This is a genomic window from Sciscionella sediminilitoris, assembly GCF_000737195.2.
GTDB lineage: Bacteria > Actinomycetota > Actinomycetes > Mycobacteriales > Pseudonocardiaceae > Sciscionella > Sciscionella sediminilitoris.
Genome location: NZ_JALM01000020.1, coordinates 132,235 through 153,391 on the forward strand (window position 1 = coordinate 132,235; position 21,157 = coordinate 153,391).

21 protein-coding genes are annotated in these 21,157 nt (G+C 68.7%); 7 read left to right on the forward strand and 14 right to left on the reverse strand.

Annotated elements, in window-relative coordinates; all coding sequences use genetic code 11:
• Nucleotides 1–30: 30 nt before the first annotated feature.
• The 11 genes from AD72_RS10575 to AD72_RS10625 form a co-directional block, all read right to left on the reverse strand.
• Entirely contained in the window at nt 31–792 is a 762-nt protein-coding gene (locus AD72_RS10575; protein WP_031466282.1) for an NAD(P)-binding domain-containing protein, read from the reverse strand.
• Nucleotides 761–2,209: a purine-cytosine permease family protein gene (locus tag AD72_RS10580; RefSeq protein WP_051898456.1), complete on the reverse strand. Its 1,449-nt coding sequence runs from the start codon at nt 2,207–2,209 to the stop codon at nt 761–763. Before AD72_RS10580 ends, AD72_RS10575 begins: the two co-directional genes overlap by 32 nt.
• Nucleotides 2,210–2,252: 43 nt before the next feature.
• Nucleotides 2,253–2,984: an SDR family NAD(P)-dependent oxidoreductase gene (locus AD72_RS10585; RefSeq protein WP_051898457.1), complete on the reverse strand. Its 732-nt coding sequence runs from the start codon at nt 2,982–2,984 to the stop codon at nt 2,253–2,255.
• Nucleotides 2,977–4,167, reverse strand: coding sequence for an alpha-hydroxy acid oxidase (locus AD72_RS10590; protein WP_031466285.1), 1,191 nt, complete (start codon nt 4,165–4,167; stop codon nt 2,977–2,979). The genes AD72_RS10585 and AD72_RS10590 overlap by 8 nt, the downstream gene beginning before the upstream one ends.
• Nucleotides 4,154–5,422, reverse strand: coding sequence for a hypothetical protein (locus tag AD72_RS10595; protein WP_031466286.1), 1,269 nt, complete (start codon nt 5,420–5,422; stop codon nt 4,154–4,156). Before AD72_RS10595 ends, AD72_RS10590 begins: the two co-directional genes overlap by 14 nt.
• A complete protein-coding gene (gene hisD / locus AD72_RS10600) occupies nt 5,415–6,749 on the reverse strand; it encodes a histidinol dehydrogenase (protein WP_037345374.1) in 1,335 nt (444 codons plus the stop codon). Before hisD ends, AD72_RS10595 begins: the two co-directional genes overlap by 8 nt.
• Nucleotides 6,750–6,766: 17 nt before the next feature.
• The gene (locus tag AD72_RS10605; RefSeq protein WP_156365128.1) at nt 6,767–7,855 is read right to left on the reverse strand and encodes a pyridoxal phosphate-dependent aminotransferase; all 1,089 of its coding nucleotides are present in this window, start codon (nt 7,853–7,855) and stop codon (nt 6,767–6,769) included.
• Nucleotides 7,843–8,832 (reverse strand): zinc-dependent alcohol dehydrogenase, encoded by a 990-nt coding sequence (locus AD72_RS10610; RefSeq protein WP_051898461.1) that lies wholly within the window; start codon nt 8,830–8,832, stop codon nt 7,843–7,845. Before AD72_RS10610 ends, AD72_RS10605 begins: the two co-directional genes overlap by 13 nt.
• Nucleotides 8,829–9,554: an IclR family transcriptional regulator gene (locus AD72_RS10615; protein WP_031466290.1), complete on the reverse strand. Its 726-nt coding sequence runs from the start codon at nt 9,552–9,554 to the stop codon at nt 8,829–8,831. The genes AD72_RS10610 and AD72_RS10615 overlap by 4 nt, the downstream gene beginning before the upstream one ends.
• Nucleotides 9,555–9,684: 130 nt before the next feature.
• Nucleotides 9,685–10,719, reverse strand: a complete 1,035-nt coding sequence (locus tag AD72_RS10620; protein ID WP_031466291.1) for a Gfo/Idh/MocA family protein — start codon at nt 10,717–10,719, stop codon at nt 9,685–9,687.
• A gap of 170 nt (nt 10,720–10,889) precedes the next feature.
• Nucleotides 10,890–12,032: a serine hydrolase domain-containing protein gene (locus tag AD72_RS10625; protein ID WP_031466292.1), complete on the reverse strand. Its 1,143-nt coding sequence runs from the start codon at nt 12,030–12,032 to the stop codon at nt 10,890–10,892.
• A gap of 112 nt (nt 12,033–12,144) precedes the next feature.
• On the opposite strand from AD72_RS10625, the gene AD72_RS10630 reads away from it, so the two are divergent.
• Nucleotides 12,145–13,545, forward strand: coding sequence for an aminopeptidase P N-terminal domain-containing protein (locus AD72_RS10630; protein ID WP_197284924.1), 1,401 nt, complete (start codon nt 12,145–12,147; stop codon nt 13,543–13,545).
• A 15-nt stretch (nt 13,546–13,560) separates the two neighbouring features.
• Here the strand turns inward: AD72_RS10630 and AD72_RS10635 are convergent, their stop codons facing one another.
• From AD72_RS10635 to AD72_RS10645, 3 genes are all read right to left on the reverse strand, one after another.
• Nucleotides 13,561–14,232 carry a TetR/AcrR family transcriptional regulator gene (locus tag AD72_RS10635; protein WP_031466294.1) on the reverse strand — a complete coding sequence of 224 codons (672 nt, stop codon included), beginning with the start codon at nt 14,230–14,232 and terminating at the stop codon, nt 13,561–13,563.
• Between the two features lie 78 nt (nt 14,233–14,310).
• Nucleotides 14,311–15,045 carry an SDR family NAD(P)-dependent oxidoreductase gene (locus tag AD72_RS10640; RefSeq protein WP_031466295.1) on the reverse strand — a complete coding sequence of 245 codons (735 nt, stop codon included), beginning with the start codon at nt 15,043–15,045 and terminating at the stop codon, nt 14,311–14,313.
• Nucleotides 15,046–15,135: 90 nt separating this feature from the next.
• Complete coding sequence (locus AD72_RS10645) at nt 15,136–16,011, reverse strand: SDR family NAD(P)-dependent oxidoreductase (RefSeq protein WP_031466296.1); 876 nt, start codon at nt 16,009–16,011, stop codon at nt 15,136–15,138.
• Between the two features lie 342 nt (nt 16,012–16,353).
• Between AD72_RS10645 and AD72_RS10650 the strand changes: the two genes are divergently transcribed.
• From AD72_RS10650 to AD72_RS10670, 6 genes are all read left to right on the forward strand, one after another.
• On the forward strand, nt 16,354–17,409 hold the full coding sequence (locus AD72_RS10650) for a zinc-binding dehydrogenase (RefSeq protein WP_031466297.1): 1,056 nt from the start codon (nt 16,354–16,356) through the stop codon (nt 17,407–17,409).
• 10 nt (nt 17,410–17,419) lie between these two features.
• Complete coding sequence (locus tag AD72_RS36455) at nt 17,420–17,581, forward strand: hypothetical protein (RefSeq protein ID WP_156365129.1); 162 nt, start codon at nt 17,420–17,422, stop codon at nt 17,579–17,581.
• Nucleotides 17,582–17,651: 70 nt separating this feature from the next.
• Nucleotides 17,652–18,623 carry a hypothetical protein gene (locus AD72_RS10655; RefSeq protein WP_051898465.1) on the forward strand — a complete coding sequence of 324 codons (972 nt, stop codon included), beginning with the start codon at nt 17,652–17,654 and terminating at the stop codon, nt 18,621–18,623.
• A gap of 126 nt (nt 18,624–18,749) precedes the next feature.
• The gene (locus tag AD72_RS10660) at nt 18,750–19,280 is read left to right on the forward strand and encodes a hypothetical protein (RefSeq protein ID WP_031466299.1); all 531 of its coding nucleotides are present in this window, start codon (nt 18,750–18,752) and stop codon (nt 19,278–19,280) included.
• A gap of 227 nt (nt 19,281–19,507) precedes the next feature.
• Nucleotides 19,508–19,951, forward strand: a complete 444-nt coding sequence (locus AD72_RS10665; protein ID WP_156365130.1) for a GNAT family N-acetyltransferase — start codon at nt 19,508–19,510, stop codon at nt 19,949–19,951.
• A 9-nt stretch (nt 19,952–19,960) separates the two neighbouring features.
• Nucleotides 19,961–21,115 carry a C45 family peptidase gene (locus AD72_RS10670; RefSeq protein ID WP_031466301.1) on the forward strand — a complete coding sequence of 385 codons (1,155 nt, stop codon included), beginning with the start codon at nt 19,961–19,963 and terminating at the stop codon, nt 21,113–21,115.
• The last annotated feature ends 42 nt before the right edge of the window (nt 21,116–21,157 follow it).

Below are 21,157 nucleotides of genomic sequence, written 5' to 3' on the forward strand. Positions count from 1 at the left end.
CCCGTTCCTTCCTGTGTGGTCCCGTCGATGTCAACCGTTGAGCCGGGCCAGTACCGAATCGAGCGCGGCGCGCACGGTATCCGGTACCCCGTTCTCGCGTAGTTCGGTTTTCAGTTGTTCGTTGGTACCTCCCGGTGTCGTGTGTTTCTCGGTCATGGTGCGCAGTGCGTCCTCATGGCGCAGCAGGGACCGGCCGAGCTGCCCGAACACGTGCGCGAGATAGTCGTGCGCCGCCTGGTCGGAAAGGCCGTGTTCGGTCAGCCAGCCGGCGATGGTGCTCAGATAGTCCAGGTGCGCGGCGAACGTGGCCGTTGCGGCGCTGATCGCGGTCAGCGCCTCCTCGGTCTCCGGGACCACGATCTCGCCGACCCGGCCGTACAGCTCCGCGGCGGCGCTCTCCCGCGGATACAGCGCGGTCAGGCTCTCCCCGTCCGCCGCCTGGGGCAGCGGGATCGAGCGCACCGTCCGGCCCGCGGGCGCGACCCACGCGCGCAGATCGTCCAGCGGGATCCCGGCGATCGCGCTGATCACCACGTGCTCGGGGCGGAACTCCAGTTCCGCGAGGACTTCCCGGGTGATCGGCGGGCGCACCGCGAGCACGATCACCTCCGCGTTGTCCAGCACCTCCTGATTGCTCGCGCACACTCGCGCCGTGGCGCACTCCCCGGCCAGTTCCCTGGCGATCCGCTGGTTGCGCGGGGAAAGGAACACCGGTGGCGGATCCGCGCGGTTCAGCCCGCGCACGATCGCGGCGGTGATCTCACCGGTCCCGATGAAGCCATACGTCGTCATGCCCGCCATCATGCCGCGAACCACCGACAGAACCGGCGGCCCGTAGTGCGCGCAGGTCCGCGGGCGGCCAGGTCTTCATGGCCCAGTAGTACACCGCGGAACTGATGATCAGGCCCACGATCCAGGACACGTCGGCCCCGCCGAGCGGGGCCACCAGTGGTCCGGCGAAGAAGGTCGTGTTGACGAACGGGAGCTCGAGCACGATGCCCGCCAGATAGGCGCCCATCGCCCGCCAGTCCAGTTTTCCGTATACCCCGGACGGATCGAAGATGTCCGGTATCGCGTAACGCTCTTTGCGGATCAGGTAGAAGTCCACCAGGTTGACCGCGGTCCACGGGATGAGGAAATAGGCGATCAGCGCGATGAAGTTGGAGAAGTTCTCCAGGAAGTTGGCCCGGCCGGTGATGGCGATGATCGCGCCGACGATGGCACAGACCGCGATGATGACGATCCGCTGGTACTGGCGCAACCGGCTCGGCATGAACGCGGTCAGGATCGTCGTGGTGCACATGAAGGAGCCGTAGAGGTTCAGCCCGTTGTCGGTGATCAGCGCGACGACCACGATCAGGAAGATCGGCCACAGCAGGGCTTCCGGGGCGAGGTGGAGCATGAAGCCGATGGATCCGCTGGCGAACGCCTCGGTCGCAACGGATGCCGCGATGGCCCCGAAAGCCATGCCCCACACCGAGGAGACGACGTTACCGGCGTAGGTGTACCAGAAGCAGGCGCGGATCGAGGTGTTCTCCGGCAGATAGCGGGAGTAGTCGGCGACGTACGGAGCATAGGTGAGCTGCCAGATCACCGCGATGGACAGGCCTAGCATGAACCCGCCCGCGGAGAATCCGCCGGAGTGGAAGGCATGCCCGATCCCGGGTGTGCCGAACAGCTCGACGCTCAGGTACACGAACAGGATCGCGGACAGCCAGCCCATCCATTTCTCGCAGAAGTGGATGAGCTTGTAGCCGTACACGGTGATCACGAAGACGCACAGGGTCGAGAGGACGATCGCGAGCTCGGGCGGGATGCCGAACTGGTCGGCGATCGCCTGCCCGGCAAGCACATCCGAGCTGGCGAAGTACCCGATGTACATGAAGATGACCAGCAGCAGCGGGATGATCGCCCCGAAGTAGCCGAACTGTGCCCTGCTCTGGATCATCTGCGGGATGCCCAGTTTCGGCCCCTGCGCCGAATGCAGGGCCATGAAGATCCCGCCGATGAGGTTGCCGAGCAGGACCGCCAGCAGCGACCACCACAGGCTCATCCCGGTGGTCAGCGTCGCCGCGCCCGCCGCAACGCACAGCACGTGCATGTTCGCCCCGAACCACATGGTGAACAGGCTGCGGACGCTGCCGTGCCGGGCCGTGGCCGGAACGAACTCCACGCTGTACTGCTCGACGCCCATCGTGTTCGTGCTCATGGTCGTTCTCCCTCGACTCTGCGGGATACCGGCAAACACCGCGTCACACGTTCGACGCACCATCGATCGTCACCACGCCGCCGGTCATGTATCCGGCTTCGGGGCCGAGCAGGAACTCGACGAGCGCGGCGACCTCGCCGAGTCCGCCGAACCGCCCCGCGGGGATCCGGGCGAGCAGTTCGGCTCCGCTTTCCGGATCGTCGAGATAGTCCGCGGTCATCCTGGTGCGGAAATACCCCGGGCACAGCGCGGTGACCGCGATGCCCGCCGGGCCGAGCTCGGCTGCCATGGTCTTGGCGATGCTGACCACCGCGGCCTTGCTGGCGTTGTAGTCGACGAATCCGGTCTCCGGCCGCAGCGCGTTGACCGAGGCGGTCAGCACGATCGAGGCCGGTCCGGTCATCACCCGCGCCGCGGCACGGGCCGCCAGGAACGCCCCGATGACGTTCACATCCAGCACCCGGCGGAAGTGGTCCACATCGGTGTCGAGCACCGGCAGCCCCTCGCCGTCGATGCCCGCGTTGACCAGTGCCCCGTCCAGGCCACCGAGGACATCCATGGCCTCGGCGAACGCCCGCTCCACGGCGGCGGAATCCGAGACGTCGCACCGGCTCGCTCCGGCTAGTGCCAGGTTCTCCCGTACTTCGGCGATCCCGTCCTCCCGGGAGCCGAGCACCCACACCCGGTGCCCGGCCGCGCACAGCCGTTCCGCGCAGGCGTACCCGATTCCGCTGGTGCCACCGGAAATCAGGATCCGGCGTCCGGTGTCAGTCATCGATGTGCACCTCACATTCCCTGAGCTCGGCGATGGTCCGGACGCCGAGCAGCTGCAGGGTTCGCCGGAACTGGGCGGTGAGCAGGTCGAGGGCCCGCTCGACACCGGGACCGCCCCCGGCGGCCAGCCCGTAGAGGTAGGCCCGGCCGATCAGGCACGCGTCGGCGCCGAGGGCCACCGCGGCCGCCACATCCATCCCGTGCCGGATACCGGAATCGAGCAGGATCGGGTAGTCGGCACCGGCAGCGGCCCGTGCCGCGGCGAGCAGTTCGAGCGGACCGGGCCCGCGGTCCAGCTGCCTGCCGCCGTGGTTGGACAGGTGCACGCCGTCCACGCCGCTTTCCTTGGCACGGCACACATCGGCGGCGCCGAGCGGCCCCTTCAGCAACAGGGTTCCCGGCCAGCGGCGCCGCACTCGTTCCAGGTTCTGCCAGGTCACCCGCGGGTCGAACAGCGCGTTGATCGCGGCGACCGTCGCGGCCCCGCTGCCGGTCAGGTTCGCCACCCGCAGCGGTTCCCCGCGCAGCTGACCGGTCCAGTACCGAGGCCGCAGGCCGATGTCGAGCAGGGCTCGGGGGGTCAGCCGCGGCGGGATGGTGAGCCCATTGCGCACATCCCGGCCACGGTGTCCGGCGACGGGCGCGTCCACCGCGACCTCCAGTACCCGGTATCCGGCCTCGGCGGCCCGATCCACCAAGGCATCGGTGCGATCCTGATCGGCGAGCATGTAGAGCTGGAACCACAGATCGGGATGACCGGTCCCGGCGATCTGCTCGATCGTGCTCGTGCCGACCGTGGACAGGGTGTAGGGCAGGCCGTGTGCCGCAGCCGCGCGGGCCACGGCCGGTTCCCCGGCCGCGTCCACCATCCGCGTGTAACCGGTGGGCGCGAGCCCGAGGGGCATCGGCAACCGCCGCTCGAACAGCCGCACCGAGGTGTCCGGCTCGGCGACATCGCGCAGCACGCGTGGCCGGAATCGGGTGCGCCGGAAGGTATCCCGGTTCGCCGCCAGGGTGGTCTCCTCGTCCGCGCCGCCGTCGACGTAGTCGAAGACCGGGCGCGGCAGCACCCGCCGGGCGGCCGCGCGCAGGTCGTCGATGTCGTGGCAGCGGTCCAGCGCCGCCCTCCTGCCGATCCGGGGTGGCTGGACGCGCACCAGTTCGCGGATCTCACTCGGCCGCATCGGGCACCACCCCGTCCAGGAACGCGGCCACCGGATCCGTCCCGTTCTCGGGTTCGCACCCGGCCATGACCGCCATCGCCAGCCCGAGCAGCCGCACCGGTTCCGGCCGGGCTTCCGCGAGCAGATCGGTCACCAGGGCCGGGCAGCAGAACAGCGCGGCGCGCACGAATTCCCGCCAGTCCCGGCGCAACAGGCCCTTGCCGCGCAGTGCGCCGAGCAGCGGTGCCCACACCAGTTCGGCGGCACTGTCCAGGATCTGGGCGCGCAGCGGCGTGATCCGCGCATCCGTGTCGAGATACACCGTGTTCGGATCGATCCGGGTCCGGACCGACCACCGGCGCGCGGCCTCGGCCGGGTGATACAGCCACATCGGGTGCGCCAGCGCGTTGTGATAGGTGGCTTTCACCGGGGCGAGCAGCGCCGGGATGTCGTCCCCGGCGAACGCGGGATCGAACAGCCGCAGCTCGGGTTCTCCCGTGTCCGCGCGCGCATGCCAGACGTTGCCGTGGTGATCGTCGCCGTGCGCGGTGACCACCGGTTCGGCCGCCAGCGCCGCGGGATCGAGCAACCGGTGCGCGCGCTCGAACAGTTCACGCAGGCTGCAGGGATAGCGGACACCGTTGATGCACCAGGTCCGGTCGGCCAGCCCGGCCCAGGACTCGTTCGCGGTGTACCAGGCGCGGTACCGCCCGCCGGGGAAACCGCCGTCCGGATCGACGAGCCGGTGCGCGAACAGCTGGTGGATCGCCGCGGCCGGGGCGTTCTCGGCGGGGCGGCGGAGCGTCTCGAGCAGCACCTCGCCGGTCCGCCGGTCCAGTTCCCGGCGTGCCCGCAGTGTCCCGCCCGGCAGCTCCGCTCGCTCGCGCTCCAGCTCGAGGCAGACATCGGCCATCCGCGGATCGGTACGCAGTTCGTAGACCACCATCTGCCTGCCGGGTTCGGTGCACACCGCGAGCGGGACCTCGACCGGAAGCCCGGCCCGTTCGAGCAGCCGGGCCCGGTAGTACTCGGCGACGTTGTCCTGTTCGCCGTCCTCCTGATGGAACTTGAAGAAGCGTTCGGTGCCGTCCGCGAGCCGTGCCCGGCCGCTGACCGAGTTCAGGCTGTACTCGTCGAGGGTGAAGGCGACCGAGGCCACCGGCTGTTCGAGGGTCGCCCCGACCGATCGGCGCGCCAGTTCCGCGGCCTCGGCGGTCTTCCCCTCGGCAAGCAGAGTCCGCAGCGCGTCCGAGGTGGGCGGTGGGCGCTCAGCCATCGAGCCGTACCCGGACGGCCGCCTCGTGCGCGGGAAAGCCTTCGTGCTGGGTGAACGCGATGACGGTCTCGCTCATCCTGGTCAGCGCGCGCTCATCGGCGCGGGCGACCGCGGTGCGTTTACGGAAGGTCTCGGCGGTCACTCCACCGTTGACCTTGGCGAACCCGCTGGTGGGCAGGGCGGCCGGGCAGCCGATCACGAAGTTGGCCGCGGAAACCGGGGTCCACTGCCCGACCAGGATCTCGCCCGCGTCGTGCAGCAGGCCGAGCGCGGTTTCCTCGTCCCGCACCGCGATCTGCATGTGCTCGGGCGCGTAGGCATTGGCGACCTCGGCTCCCTGTTCCAGGTTCTCCACCAGGACCGCGCCGCCGTTGGTGCCCAGTGCCGTCGCGGCGTACCCGCGCCGCGGCTCGGGCAACAGCGCCAGTTGCGCGGCGACCTCCCGCTGCACCGCCTCCAGCAGCGCGGCGCTCTCGGTGACGAGCACGCTGGACGAGTCGGGGCCGTGTTCGGCCTCGTTGAGCAGATCCGCGGCCAGGATCCGGGCGTCCGCGCTGTCATCGGCCAGGATCAGGCTCTCGCTCGGGCCGAGCAGCATGGCGATCGCGGTGCCGTAGCGCTGCACCTCGACCTGCGCGCAGGCCACGGCCGGACTGCCCGGTCCGGTCACCTTGCGCACCCGCGGTACCGATTCGGTGCCGAATGCCAGCGCCGCGACACCGGCGGGACCGTTGCTGCGGAACACGTTGCGCAGACCCAGTTCGTCGGCGGCCACCAGGACCGCCTCGTCCACCCGGCCATCGGATCCGGGCACCGGGGGCACGATCACCGCGATCTCCGGAACCCCCGCGACCACGGCCGGGGTGCCCAGCTGGACCATCACCGACGGGTAGGAGCCTTTTCCGCTCGGCACGAACAGTCCGGCGCTGGCGATCGGGCTGACCTTCTCGCCGACGGTCAGGCCCGGTTCGCTCTCGAAACTCCAGTCACCGTGCGCCGTCAGCGCTTCGTTGAACCGCCGGACGTGGTCGATGCCGTCCCGGATGGCCGCGCGCAGCTCCGGGGTGACGCTGCGCTGCGCCTGTGCGAACTCCTCCTCGGTGACCCGCAGCCGTTCAGGGGCGACGGTGCACCCGTCGAATTTCGCCAGTGCGCGGACCAGTGCGGCGTCTCCTTCCGCGCGGACCTCTTCGAGCAGCGCCACGATGTTGGTGCGCAGCGCGGGATCGAAGATCGCATCGGTTCCCCGCGACAGCAGTGCGGCGCGCTGGGCGGCGTCGAGCTCGCTCCAGTTGCCGATCACCCGGATCGGTTCGGTCGTTGGCATCGCCTCCACCTTTCTGGTCAGCCGACAGCCTCGGTGCTGCCGGTTCGGCCGCCGAGCGCATCCCGCAGCACGGCGCGCAGCAGAGCCATCTGCGGGGCCCAGCCGATGCTGATCCGCACCCAGCCGGGCAGGCCGAGATCCGCTCCCGGCCGCACGCTCAGCCCGGCCGCCCGCAGTGCGGGCGCCACCGTGTCGTACTCCAGTTCCGCGGTCACGAAATTGGCCTGGCTGGGGAAAAACGGCACACCGAGAGTGTCCAGTTCGGACTCCAGCACGGTCCGTTCGTGCCGCGTTCTGGCCACCGACATGGACCACCAGGCCGGATCCGCGAGCGCGGCCTCGGCGGCCAGCAGGGCGGCCGAGTTCACGCTGAACGGCGGCCGCACCCGGCGCAGCGCGTCCGCGACCGGTTCCGCCGCGATGGCGTAGCCGATCCGCAGCCCGGCGAGCGCCCAGTCCTTGGACAGGGTGCGCTGCACGATCAGATTCGGGTACTCGGCCAGCAGGGCGGCGATCCCGGGGCGGCAGGCGGGATCGGCGAACCCGCGGTAGGCCTCGTCGAGCACCACCGCGCAGTCCGCGGGCACCTGCGCCAGGAATTCCGCGAGCTCTCGCGGATCGGCGGCCACCCCGGTCGGATTGTGCGGCGAGGGCAGCCACACCACCGAGGCACCCTGTGCGGCCTCGGCCATCGCGGGCAGGTCGTGCCCTCCCTCACGCAGCGGAACCCGCCGCAGCCGGGCCCCGGACAGCACGGAGACCGAGGCGTCGATCTGGTAGCAGGGCTCACCGAGCACCGCGATCCGCCCCGGGCCGAGGAACAGCCCGGCGATCAGCGAGCACAGTTCATCGCTGCCGTTGGTCAGCACCAGCTGATCGGGGCGGACATCCACGTGCGCGGCCAGCCGTTCGAGCAGCTCGGCCTGTTCCGGATAACGCTGCACGGATCCCAGTCCGGCGAGCGCCGCGCGCACCCCGGGCGCGGGGCCCAGCGGAGCCTCATTGGAGGCCAGTTTCCCTGCCGCGGAACCGGTTCCGGCCTTTCCTGGACGGTAGGCGGGTACCTCGCGGACCCGTTCCATGGCGAGCTCGCCTAGCCGTGCCACGGTGCGATCACCACCTTCCCGACCGAGGGCCGCTCTCCCAGTTCGGGCAGCCGGGCCACGGCCTCGTCCAACAACAACGCCTCGGTGATCACCGGCCGGTACCGGTCCGGGTCCGCGGCGATCCGTTCCACGGCAACGGGCAGCTCGCGGTCGAAGCCGTTCACCCCGACCAGGCTCAGCGAGCGTTCGGCCAGTTCGCCAGGATGCACCGGAACCGGTTCGTGTCCCAGTGCCACCACCACGACCGTGCCTCCGTTGACGCACAAGGACATCGCTTCGGTCAGCGACCGTGGATAACCGGCGGCGTCGATGACCAGATCGGCCCGGCCCGCCTGTCCGGGTTCGACCGCGCGGGCACCGGATGCGGCCGCCAGTTCCCTGCGTTCCGGCATCGGCTCGACGACCTCGATCGGGACATCCGGCCAACGGTCCGCGGCCGCGCGATGGGTGAGCGCGCCGAGTGGGCCGTAGCCGAGCAACAGAATCCGGGCCGGGTCGACGGCGGCCCGGTTGATCGCGTGCTGCGCGACCGCCAAGGGTTCGGCCAGCACGGCCACGGCCGGTTCCACGGTCTCGGGGCAGGCGAGGAGGTTCCGCACATCCAGCACGCAGTGCCCGGCGAACCCACCGGGAAACGCCTCCCCCACCCAGGCCTGCCGTTCGCACCGGTTCGGCGCCGAGGCACAGCCCGGACAGTCCCGGCACGGCACCCGCGAATCGGCGACCACCCTGGCCCCCGCCGCGAACTCACCGCCGGGACAGGAGCGCACCACGCCGACGAACTCGTGGCCCAGCGTCGCGGGCCAGTAGTCCACCCAGTCACCGGTGCGCAGCACGTGCAGATCCGAGCCGCACACACCGGCCCATTCGACCCGCACCAGCGCCTGCCCCTGCCGTGGCGCGGCCAGTTCACGACTGCCCAGCCGCAGCCGCAGATCCCGGTCCAGCAACAGCGCTTCGGTCTGCCGCGCACTCACCGGGCACCACCACCGAGCCGGACCGAGGCCCGTCCGGCCGCGGCCAGCACCGCGGCACCGACCTGCGCGCCATCCGGGGCGCCATCCGGGGCGCCGTGCTTGAGATAGCTGACCCCGATCGCCCCGCAGCAACCGTCACCGCCGAACACCGGGGCCGCCACGCACTCGATCCCGGTCGCCGTCACCCCGGAATCCACGGCGAACCCGTCGTGGCGGACCCGGTCCAGTTCGGCGGCCAGTTCCGCGGACACCGGGACGGAAACCTCCCGGGCATGGGCCAGCTGCGCCTTCCCGACGGCGGTGGTGGCGGCCGCGAGCCGGGCACCGAGCGAGCTCGCCAGCCCGATGACCGCGCCCGGCGGATCGTGCTTGGCCAGATACACCACCTTGTCGTCGTGCAGCACGGCGAAATGCGAGGTCATCCCCAGCTCCTCGGTCAGCGCGCGCAGCTCCGACTCCGCGGCACCGACCGGCGTGATCCGGCGCAGATAGGCGCTGCCGACCTCGAAGCTCCGTACCCCGAGGGAATAGCGGCCGTCCGGGGCGGCGCGCACGAACTCACGCGCGACCAGCGCCCGCAACAGGTTCAGCACACTGCTCTTCGGCAAATCGAGCGCCCTGGCCACATCCGCGAGGCCGAGGGGTTCCTCGTTCGCGGACAGCAACTCCAGCACATCCAGCGCGCGAGTCACCGAGCGATTCCCGGTCTCCGGATCAGTCATCGGTACCGCACCATCACTCGTCCGTTCACATATATAAACGCCGTTTCAAAATTGCTCACACAGCTTCCAGTGAACGGTTCCGGAAGTCAAGCGGTGGGTGCCGGATCTTCGGCAGGCTCGCGCCGCGCCGTCACGCCGGGGGACCCGGCCAGGACTGCCGATGGGCCTGCTCGATGAGCCGCAGCACCTCCACCGCGTCCTGCGGGTCCACCGGTGGCTCGGCCGTGCCGTTCAGTGCCTGCGCCAGCCGGGTGTAGAAGGCGGCGTAGTCCCCGCGTGGCGGGCGCACCCGGCGTTCCTGCTCCGGGGTGCCGACCGCCGCCCAGTACCGCTGTTCACGGACGCCGAATCCCTCGTCCCCCGGCAGGGATCCCGCGCGCAGCATGGCCTCCTGCGGATCCGTTCCCCAGATCGTGCAGGCCGCGCGCGAGCCGAGCACATGGAACCGTGGGCCGGGCAGCGCCGCGAAGCCGGACAGGAATATCCGCGACCTGGTGCCGTTCGCGTGGCGCAGCACCACCATCGTGTCGTCATCGGCGCCGCCGCCGCGGGTGACCACATCGGCCCACAGATCCTCGACCGGGCCGAACAACTGCCGCGCCTGGTCGAGCAGGTGCGGGCCGAGATCGAACAGGATCCCGCCGCCGTCGGCGACCCCGGTCGTGGCCTTCCAATCCCGCTGGCCCTGCGGTTTCCACGACTCGAAGCGCGATTCGAAGGTGTGGATCCGGCCCAGTTCACCGGAATCGACGAGATCCCGGACCGCCTGGAAATCGTCGTCCCAGCGGCGGTTCTGGTACACGGTCAGCACGCGTTCGCGCTCCCGCGCCTTCGCGAGCAGTTCCGCGGCGGCCGTGCTGGAGACCGCGAACGGCTTGTCCACGACGACGTGCATACCGGCATCCAGCGCCGCGGCCGCGATCTCGGTGTGCGTCGCGGGCGGGGTGCCGATCACGAGCAGGTCCACCTCCCCTGCGCGCCGCAGCAGGGCGTCGAGGTCGGCAAGCACCGTGACATCCGGGGCGAACGCGCGTGCCTGCGCCGCGCGCTGCGCGTTCGCGGTGACCACGAAATCCAGCGAGTACGCCGGATCCGTGCACAGGAACGGGGCGTGGAAGTACCGTCCGGATACCCCGAATCCGAAAACCGCGGTGCGGATGCTCATTGTTCGACTCCATCGTGTTCGCGGGCCGTTCGGCCGAGATGCGCTGTCCGGCGAGGTCTCGCTCGACGGCGATCCGCACCGAAACCTCGTCGCCTTCGTACAGCAGGGTATAGCCGTGCACGACCGGCAGCGCTCCCCCCGGACAGTCCGTTCACCGCCGCCGGTGCCGGTCAGTCCAGGGCCGCGTACACGGCATCGAGAATCGCCGCCTGGCGCGGATCGAAGTGCGCCGAACCGTAGCGGGTGGGAATCCAGCACAGGGCGAAACCGGCGTCGGGGTCGGCCATGGCCAGTGAACCGCCCGCCCCGCCATGCCCGAAGGCGCGCGGACTGCGCGCGAGCGGGTAGGTACTACTGGGCTTCTGGAAGGCCAGCGCGAAGGCTGTCTCCTCCAGGATCAGCGCATCGACACCGCGGGCCCGCTCCGCCGTCGCCACCTGGAGCGCATCTCGGTTCCACAGCAGGGAATCCCCGCCCCGAAGGGGTGCGCTCAACTCCTCGTAGAGATGCGCGAGATCCCGGGCGGCGGCGAACATGTTGGCGCCGGGCAGGAAGGCGTCCCGGATCGCCTCGCCATTGACGGCGGGAATCGGGTCGGGCAACGTTTCGGGGATATTGCGCAGAACGCGCGACTGCACGCTGTCGGGGTCGGCGAAAGCCGCGGCGAGTTCCGGGGTCACTCCCGCCACCGCGTCGCCGGGCGCCGCGAGAACACGGGCGGCGCGGTGCCGCTGTCCGGCCGGCAAGCCGACGTGCATCCCGGTTCCCAGTGCGTCGTTGATTTCCCGTAACAGCTCGGCGAAACCGTGTCCCGAGGCGTATTCGAACAGGAAGTCGGCGTAGTTCCCGACGGTCTGCGGGCTGTAGCCGATCCTGGTTCCCGGTTCCCATTCGGGCGCCTGTGCCACCAGCGCGGCGGCGAGCCTTTCCCGGTCCGCCGTGAGCGCCAGCGGCATCGTGTCATCCAGATACAGCAGACCCGCCTGGTGCGACAGCAGCTGGGACACGGTGATCCCGCGCTTGTCCGCGGTCCCGAACCCGGGCCAGTACGAGGCCACCGGAGCTTCCGGATCGAGTTGCCCCCTCCCGATCAGCAGCGCGGCGACCGCTGCGATCACGCCCTTCCCCATGCTCTGGATGATCTGCAGTGTCTGCGCGGTGTACGGCGCGCCCGCTTCGGCATCCGCGAGCCCCCAGGTCTCGTCGAGCACCGCGGTGCCGTCCACGTAGACGCACAGACCGGCTCCGGCTTCCGGATCGCCGTTCAGCTGTGCCGCGGCGACATCCCGGACCTTCTCGACGTCGAAACTCATGTGCGCTCCTCGGGTGGTGATGCTCGAACGGGTGCGAAAACAGCGGCCTTGACTCGTGCTGCCGATCGAGGCCATGCTCCATATTAACACCGTTAATATGGAGGTGCGGAGTATGAGCTGGACCGACGAAGAGCTGCGGGATCTCCTGACCGCGACCGGCAGGCGCACACCGCTGGAACTGGTGCGGGCGATGACCGAAGGCTGGCGGGTACCCGCCGCCGAGATCGCGGAGTGGGCCGGTGCCGCGCCGCGACGGCGACGCAGGGCCGCCATCGCGGCGGACTTCGCCGGCACCATGCTGGTGATCCCCAACGGGCGCGCTCCCTGGCGCACCGGTGATCTGACCTATCCCTTCCGCCCCGCAACGGATTTCCTGTGGCTGGCGGGCGAGGCCGACCCGGGTTCGGTCCTCGTGATCGACGGTGCCGGAGAGGCGATCCTGTTCGTGGACGAGCGGCCGGCGCTCGGTCATCCGCTCGCCTATCTCGACGCCGCCCGGGGCGCGATCTGCGATGGCCAGCCCGAACCGCTTTCCGCGCTCGGAACCCGCCTGGGCCTCGCGGTGCGCCCGATCGGTGAGCTGGATGCCGTGCTGCGGGGAGCGGGACCGGCCCGCACGGTCCGCGGTCTCGACCCGCTCGTCGATTCCCTTGTCCCGGAAGACGGACAGGAACTCGAGAAGCAACTCGCCCGCCGGCGTCTCATCAAGGACGACTACGAGATCGCCCGGCTACGGGATACGGCACAGGCGACCGTGGCAGGTTTCCGGACCATCGCGCGGAGCCTGCCCGAGGTGCTCGAATACGGCGAACCGTTCGTCGAGGGGCTGTTCACCCGGACCGCCCATGCCCACGGCCACGGTGTGGCCTTCACCCCGGTGTGCGGCGGAGGCGCACGATCGACGATTCTGCACTGGTTCCGCAACGACCACACGATCGAGCCCGGGGATATCCTGCTGCTCGATGCCGGCGTCGAAGGCGCCGAACGCTACGGATCCGATGTCGCCAGGGTGTTTCCCGTCTCCGGGAAGTTCTCCGCCGTACAGCGCGAGGTCCATGCGATCATCTCCGCCGCACACCAGGCCACGCTCGAGGCGGTGCGCCCGGGAGTGACCTTCGAGGAGCTGAGCGAGACCGCCGCGGCGGTGCTCATCGACGGCCTGAAGACACTCGGAGTACTGCCGAACCGAAGCCTCGGGAATGTTCCCGAGGAGGTCCTCGCCCGGCGCTGGAGCCTGCACAGCATCGGTCACATGCTCGGCATCGACGTGCACGACTGCACCGTCGTCTTCGGCGAGTACTTCAACCAGCCGCTGGTGGAGGGGCACGTGCTGGCGATCGAGCCGGGACTCTACTTCTCGCCGTACGACCAGTTCGCCCCCGATCACCTGCGCGGCATCGGGATGCGAATCGAAGACGACCTCGTCGTCACCTCGAACGGTTGCGAAGTGCTCTCGGCCGGGCTCCCGAGCTCGGCGCCCGAATTCGAGGACTGGCTGCAAACCCTGTCGTGAAGCGGTTTTCGGACGTCAGCGCCTTCCGCGCTGATCGGGATCCAACTCGCGCAGCACCAGATCGAGCTGCTGCTCGAAGCTCGCCTCCCACTCGGGTTTCGCGGCACCACGCAGATAGTCGCCGAGCACGCCATATCGCTCGAAGCTCCGATGCCGCTCGAGTCGATCCTCGATCGAGGTGGCACAGGGACGGTGATGGTTCGCGTGCGCGACGGCCTCGCCGACACAGGAGGTCAGCAGCGCCCGGTACAGCACGACGGCCCGTTCGGGCGTCGCCCCCGCCTCCCGCAGATCGGCGAGCAACAGCTGGGCGCAGTCCATCTGCGCGGACGGGGACTGTTCCGGCAGATAGCCGACGATCGCGGTGAGCAGGCCGGGGTGCTCGATACCGGCCCGGTGCAGCCGCCGGGCGACGAGGCGAACCCGTTCCAGTGGATCCATCCCCTCCTCGATCCGCTGGAGTACTTCCCGGGACACGAACGCGTCCGCGACGGCATCGACCAGCTCGTCCCGATCCCGGACGTGGTTGTAGATCGCGGTCGGACTGACCCCGAGCTCCGTGGCGACCGCGCGCAGCGACAGATCGGCGAGACCTGCCCGGTCGGCGACGGACTCGGCGGCAGCGACGACCGCCTCCCTGGTGAGCCCCACCTGCTCGCCCCTCGAACGGGATTCCGACGCCGACACGCTGCTCCCTCCTTCACGATCACGGAGCAGTGGCTCCGGCTCCGAGCCTAGCCGGTCTCCAGTGCCGGACGAGAGCACTCACACCTGCGCGGAACCCCCATCGGCGAAGAACTCGGCACCGTTGACGTAACTCGACGCGTCCGAGGCGAGGAACGTCGTCACGGCGGCGATCTCCTCGGGTTCGGCGAGCCGGCCAAGGGGAACTTCCCCCTCGGCCTGTTCGAGCGCCTCGGGAGTGACCAGATCGAGAAGACCGGGGGTGCGGGTGGCGCCTGGGGAAACCACATTGACCCGGAAGCCATGGGTGCGCGAGCTGTGCGCCCAGCCACGGGCGAGGTTGCGGATCGCGGCCTTCGATGCCCCGTAGACCTCGAGTCCCTGATTGGGCCGTGTCGTCGCGGTCGAACCCGTGAGGATCACCGAAGCGTTGGCGCTCAGCAGCGGCAACGCCTGCTGGAGGGTGAATATCGTTCCCTTGACGTTGGTGGCGAGCATCGAGTCGATCACTTCCTCCGTCGCCTCGCCGAGCGGAGCCACGGTACCGACCCCGGCATTGGCGACCAGTACGTCGATGCGACCGGCCTGGTCGCGCACCGTTTGGTAGAGCGCGTCGAGCTCCGAGGACACCGAGACATCGCAGACCACACCCGTGACGTCCGCTCCGAGCTCGGCGACCGCGGCGTCCAGTGCCTCCTTGCGGCGACCGGTGATGAACACCTTCGCCCCCTCCGCACGGAACGCGCGCGCCGTCGCGAATCCGATGCCGATGCCACCTCCGGTGACCACGGCGACCTTTCCCGCCAAGACGGCCATGCCGCCCTCCTTCAAGTTATGGACCATACAGTCCTTAACTCTGTCAGATATGGACCGTATGGTCAATATCTGTGAGGGCCTCGCGGAGTGTCAGTGCGAGACCGGGTTCTGGCCCTCGGTCAGCAGTCGTGCTGCTGCGTCGGGGCCGTGCCGGCCGTCGAATTCGCTGAAGGCTTGTTCGATCTCGGTGTGTACCCGTTCGACTAGTGGTTCGAAGTCGCGGTGGGTGACGATCAGGAATTGGCGTTGCCGCATGGCTTCGAGGACCTGTTCGCCCACGCGGTCCGGATCGGCGCCCTTGGCGAGCAGCGCGCCGTTGGCGGCGACAGCATCGGTGTTCACCTGCTGTCCGACTAGTTTCGCTTCGGCTTCCGCTGCGGTGGTGTTGATGCGGGTGGCTACCGTTCCCGGTGCGAGCAGGGACACCGCGATATCGGTTTCCCGAAGTTCCTCGCGCAGCACCATCGAGAATCCGACGCTGGCGAATTTCGAGGAGGTGTAGGCGCCGACGTTGGTCATCGGTACGAGTCCGGCCATCGAGGCGGTGTTGACGATGTGTGCCCGTCCGCTGTGCTGTTTGAATCGCGGGAGGAAGGTCGAGACCCCGATGAACTGTCCCTCGATGTTGACCGAGAACACCCAGCGCCACACCGCGAGTGATGTCCGGTCGAGCGGGCCGCCTCCGTTGACGCCCGCGTTGTTGCACAGGATCGAGATCGGCCCGAGCTGATCCTCGGCCCGGTCGGCCGCAGTCGCCCAGCTGTCGGCATCGCTCACGTCGAGTTGAACAGCCGTCACCGTGCCCCCGGCATCGGTGAGTTCTTCGGCGATATCGGTGAGCCGAGCCGTGTCGATGTCGGCGAGTGCCACTTTCACGCCCGCGGCGACGAGTGCCCGGCTGATACCGAGGCCGATTCCCGATGCCGCACCGGTGACGAACGCTGCTTCTCCTACTGGCCAGGTCATCGTTGACTCCTTCGGTCGGTGCCGCCGTTCAGGTTCGCGGCGGACTCGGCACTACCGTCCGTTGCCGGGATCGGCTGAGGACACCGCCGATCGCGGCGGATGAGCAGGCATCGCCCCGCCGTTCGCGCATTCCGCGGTTTTCGGGGGGCGCGCGAATGGCGGGCGAGAATGCCGGGATCTGCCGAGCACGGCGGTGCCACGACCGTTGTCACCCGCCGGATCATGGCCCGAGTTCCCGGATCCCTATCCGATCGAGGACTGTCCTGGGGTCTGGTCCGGGCCGCGATCGCCGCCCGGAAACGGCGGGTCGCGCACGTTCAGCCACGGAAAGGAAGTCGAAGAATGAAGGCAGCACGGTTCCACGGCAAGGAGGATCTCCGCATCGAGGAGGTGCCGGAACCGAGTCCTGGTCCGGGACAAGTGAAGTTGCGCAACGCCTATGCCGGTATCTGCGGTTCCGATCTGCATTTCTACTTCTACCCCGAGTCGCTGCCGTTCTCCCTGGACGAACCACACCCGTTGACCGGCGCCACGCTGCCCCAGGTCCTCGGTCACGAGTTCGGCGGCACCGTTGTCGAGCTCGGTGAGGGTGTGACGGACGTGCGGCTCGGTGACCGTTGTGCCGTGTTCCCGCTGGCACTGTCCTGCGGCAAGTGCGCGGCCTGTGTCCGGGGGCTGCCCTTCTCGTGCCCGCTGATGGGTTCGCTCGGTGCGAATGTCGAGGGCGGTGGCCTCGCGGAGTTCACCGTGTGCGCGGCATCGCAAGCGCACGTCCTGCCCGACGGGGTGGACCTGCGCATGGGGGCGCTCGTCGAACCCATGGCCGTCGGCTGGCACGCCGTCGCGCGCAGCGGCGTGGACCCCGGCGGCAGCGCGCTCGTGGCGGGAGCGGGACCGATCGGTATCGGTGCCTGGTTCGCGTTCAAGGCCCGCGGAGTGGAGAAGGTGCTCGTGTCCGAGCCGAGCGCCGACCGCCGCGAGATCCTGGCCGCCCTCGGGGCGCACGTCGTGGATCCGGGCAACGACGGGGAACTGGCGAAGGCCGTAGCCTCGCTCACCGATGGGGACGGAGTGGACGCCGCAATCGACGCCGCGGGCGCTGGACCGGCGATCACCACTGCCGTGACGAGCCTGGCCCCCGGCGGACGTCTGGTGATCACCGCGCTGCACGAGCACCCGATGGACTTCCAGCCGACCCAGCTCATGATGGGCGAGACCGGGATCGTGGGTTCGGTCGGCTACCGCCCCGAGGAATTCGACGCGGTCATCAAGGCCATGGCCGACGGGTACTACGACACCACCGGCTGGGTGCAAGAACTCCCACTGGACGGGCTTGTCGATGCCCTGCACTCGCTGCGCCGCGGCCTCGGCGGAAAGACCCTGCTGACCCTCCGCTGAAGGAGCCCCAATGCCCCCGAACATCCCCCGTCCTCCCTTCGACCCCGAACCGGAGGCCGTACTCACCGAACTCGCCGACCAGATCCCGCCGACCCTGACCGCGATCACCACTCGGAACAGGCGGATAGCCCGCTCCCTCGACACAGCGCCCACTGCCGGAAACGGAAGGTAGGCTGTTCCGGACACGCGAGGGAGAGCACATGCGGGAACTTGTCGGAGGTTTTGACTCTCTTGATCCCAAGGTGAGCGAACCACTGAAGGTCGTCGGCTACTTCGACACACTCGTCACCGCCGGGGCAGGAGTCGACGGGTTGCTTCGCGGGGCGGCCGCGCTCTCCGGAGTAGTAGCCGGTGCGCAACGGCACGGGCGCGTCAGCCGCCGCGGCCCCGAGGACACGACACCCCCGGAGGCCACGGACCATCCGCACGCACCACACCGTGAATGCTCCACGGGCTCGGTGTGGCTCGAGCGCACCGGCGAACCCCACGCCAACGACGAAATCATCGTGGAACGCCTCGCCGTGGCACTCGATCTGCTCGAGACCCGCTACGACCCGGTCGGCGCACTCGAAACCGCCATCGACCCCGCACGCACCCTCGAAGAACGCACAACAGCCCTGGCCAAACTGAGTATCACCCCCAGCTCGCGTATCCGGATCATCGCGACGAAACCCAACACCTGCCTCAGCGACACGCCCTCAACGGCGGTACCGACCCACCACGGAATACTGCGGGCCACCCTGGGCAAGACGAGCACCGAGCCGCCATCGACCCCAGCGGGCCTGGGAACCTGGGTACGCGCCGACCAGGCACCCCGATCGTGGGAGGCGGCGATGATCGCATTCCAACTCACCGAACCCGGCATGCCCGTCCTGGATGCGAGCGAGCTGGGCACCCTCCTGATGCTCGCTCGAGCACACGACCCCCAGGAACCCCACGACGACATCCGTAACCTCATGCGCCTGGACACCCGCTCGGCACACATACTGCGCACACTCGTGGAAACCGACAGCATCCGCTCCGCGGCCACCGAACTCGGAATGCACCACTCCACACTGCAAGCCCGCCATGAAGCACTGACCCGCGAGCTGGGATACGACCCGCGCACCACCACCGGACGGATCCGGTACGGCACAGCGGAATTCCTCCGGCGACTCACCGACGAACGCGTCGCCCAGGAGGAAACACTCCGGTCTCCGCACCGACAAAGCTGAGCGCCGCACGGAACACTCGGCAACCCAGCGGCCAGCATCCCCGCAATCTCTGCTGACCTCCGTGCCGTTCGGGACCCCTCCCGAACGGCACGGATACCGTCATCCGCGATGTGCGAGAACTGAAGCATGACCGAAGAGGGAGTCATCATGTTCGGGAAAAAGGGGAAGCGGACGGCGCTCCGGACCCGAATAGCCGCCATCGAGGAGCGCACGGCCGAGCTGATAACCACCTACCGCGATGGCGACTGGGATCTGGCTCTGCGCAAGGCCGGTGAACTCCAAGCCGCGGCCAGGCAGCTGCAACCGGCGATGAACCCTTCCACAAGCATCCCGCGGATCGATATCTGTCTCTGGCATATCGACTCGATCCCATTGCGAATCGCTTTCAAGCGCAAAGATATCGGCCTGATAGAATCGGTGGCGAAAACCGGCCGGAACCTTCACGTTCTGGACCTCGCGAGCAGGACCGTGATGCGGCTGACCGTTCACTCCGGCGAAGACCCGGATCGCGACGAACTGAACGCGGACGAGATCCTCCGGGAATCAGAAAACGAACTCGGCCGACGCAGCGATTTGGAAAGTCAAATTCTCCACATGAAAAACCCACACCCCTCGTTGATCGGCACGTTGTGGTTACCGAACTTCTACCTGGAGTGATATGGAGCGGTCGCGACCGTTGATTCGCTGAGGTTTCCCCTACCTCACTTCTCCGGCCTGCACCCGTAATCCGCGGATCTCCTGGACAACGGCGACTGGTCCGATATGTTGAACCCATGGGCGATATCGAGGCGAGCGTTCGAATTCTGAGGGATTCCTTCACACACGACCCGGTTGCCGAATGGTTGTTTCCGGAACCGATGGGGCGGCAGCGAATGCTGGCGTCGATGTTCCGCCCGCTCGTGGAAGCCTCCGCCGGGAAAGGTGCACTGACGTTCTCGGCCGAAGGTGACGCCGTCGCGGTATGGCTACCGCTTGCCATCGGGGAATCCCCGTTCACCGGTGAACCCATCGACATCGCCGAATACCCGCATCTGGCGCAACTGGCCACCCTCATCGAATACACCGAGCCCCGGCACCCGATCGGCTGGGAACACCTGTATCTGCCGTTTCTCGGGGTGGCCGCCACCGTGCGCGGCACCGGGATCGGCGGCGGGCTGCTCACCGATCGGCTGACCAAGGCGGACACCGAACGCGTACCCGCCTATCTGGAGGCGAGCTCGGCGCGGAACCGGTCACTGTACCTGCGGCACGGATTCGTCGACCACGGCGAACCCATCACCTTGCCTTCCGGCCCGCGGATCTGGCCGATGTGGCGGACACCGAAATAAGGAGCGAGCATGACATCCCGAATCATCGCCGGCGGGCCCGGCGAGTTCATGACGGTGCGCGAGCTGATCGCGACCGGCAGCCAGACCTCGATCGGTCATGCCGTGGCCACCGCGGCACTGACCGAACACGATTGGCGGCCGCGGCCGGCGACCACCTGGCTGGCGCGGGCCCGCAGACGCTGGTTCGAACGAGAATGGCCACAGCACCACGCCAGGATGCGCGGAACAGCCGAAGCACTCGGTATCGATCCGGATGCCGACCTGGTGCACGTCGACGGGCTTTCCAGTGTGCCAACGGGTTCGGCGTGTTCGGCGAGCTACTGCCTGCCGTCGAGCACGGTCGGCGGGCACGGCCTGCTCGGCCGCAACTACGACTTCTTCACCGCCAGCGCCACCGAACTGTTCGGAATGCTCACCGGCGAACCAGTGCATTCGGACAAACCCCCGATGGCCTCCGCGCCATACCTGATCACCAGCCGCCCCGATGACGGACCCGCGACCACCGTGCTGACCATGAACGAGCTGGACGGCTGCATGGACGGCATCAACGAACACGGCCTCACGGTCGTGCTGCTGATCGCCGACGCGGCCACCGCCACCGCACCGGTGGATGCCGAGCCGCAGGTCGGGCTGAGCAGCGCACAACTGCCCCGGTTCCTGCTGGACACCTGCCGCACGAGCGACGAGGCCAAACAGGCACTGCTCGGCGCGAAACAATACGACCTCGGAGTCCCACTGCACTACCTGATCGCCGACGCGCACGGCGACGCCTTCGTCTGGGAACGTGGCCGAGGCGGAGTGGAACACATCCTCGAACCCAGCGGCAGCACGCTGTGCGTCACCAATCATCCACTCCACGAGCACCCCGAGCCCGATCGGCTACCCGCGGACAACACGGAAACCATGGCCACCTACCGGCGATACCAAGAGCTCGCCAAGAACACGACCACCGGAGAAATCACCGGAGACCGGCTCCGCGCGGCGATGGACACCGTACGATTCACCGCGGAGAACGCCATCGACTATCCGATCAGGACATTGTGGCGCACCATTCTGGACCCGGCCGCTACCACGATGAGCACGCACTTCTACCTCGGCGACAACCCCGATGGCACACCCCGCTACAGCTCCGAAGTCACCGTGAGTCCCACCGGTCAGCCGTAGCCGAGAAGGACTACCGCGGCGGTTCGGGAGCCACGACGACTG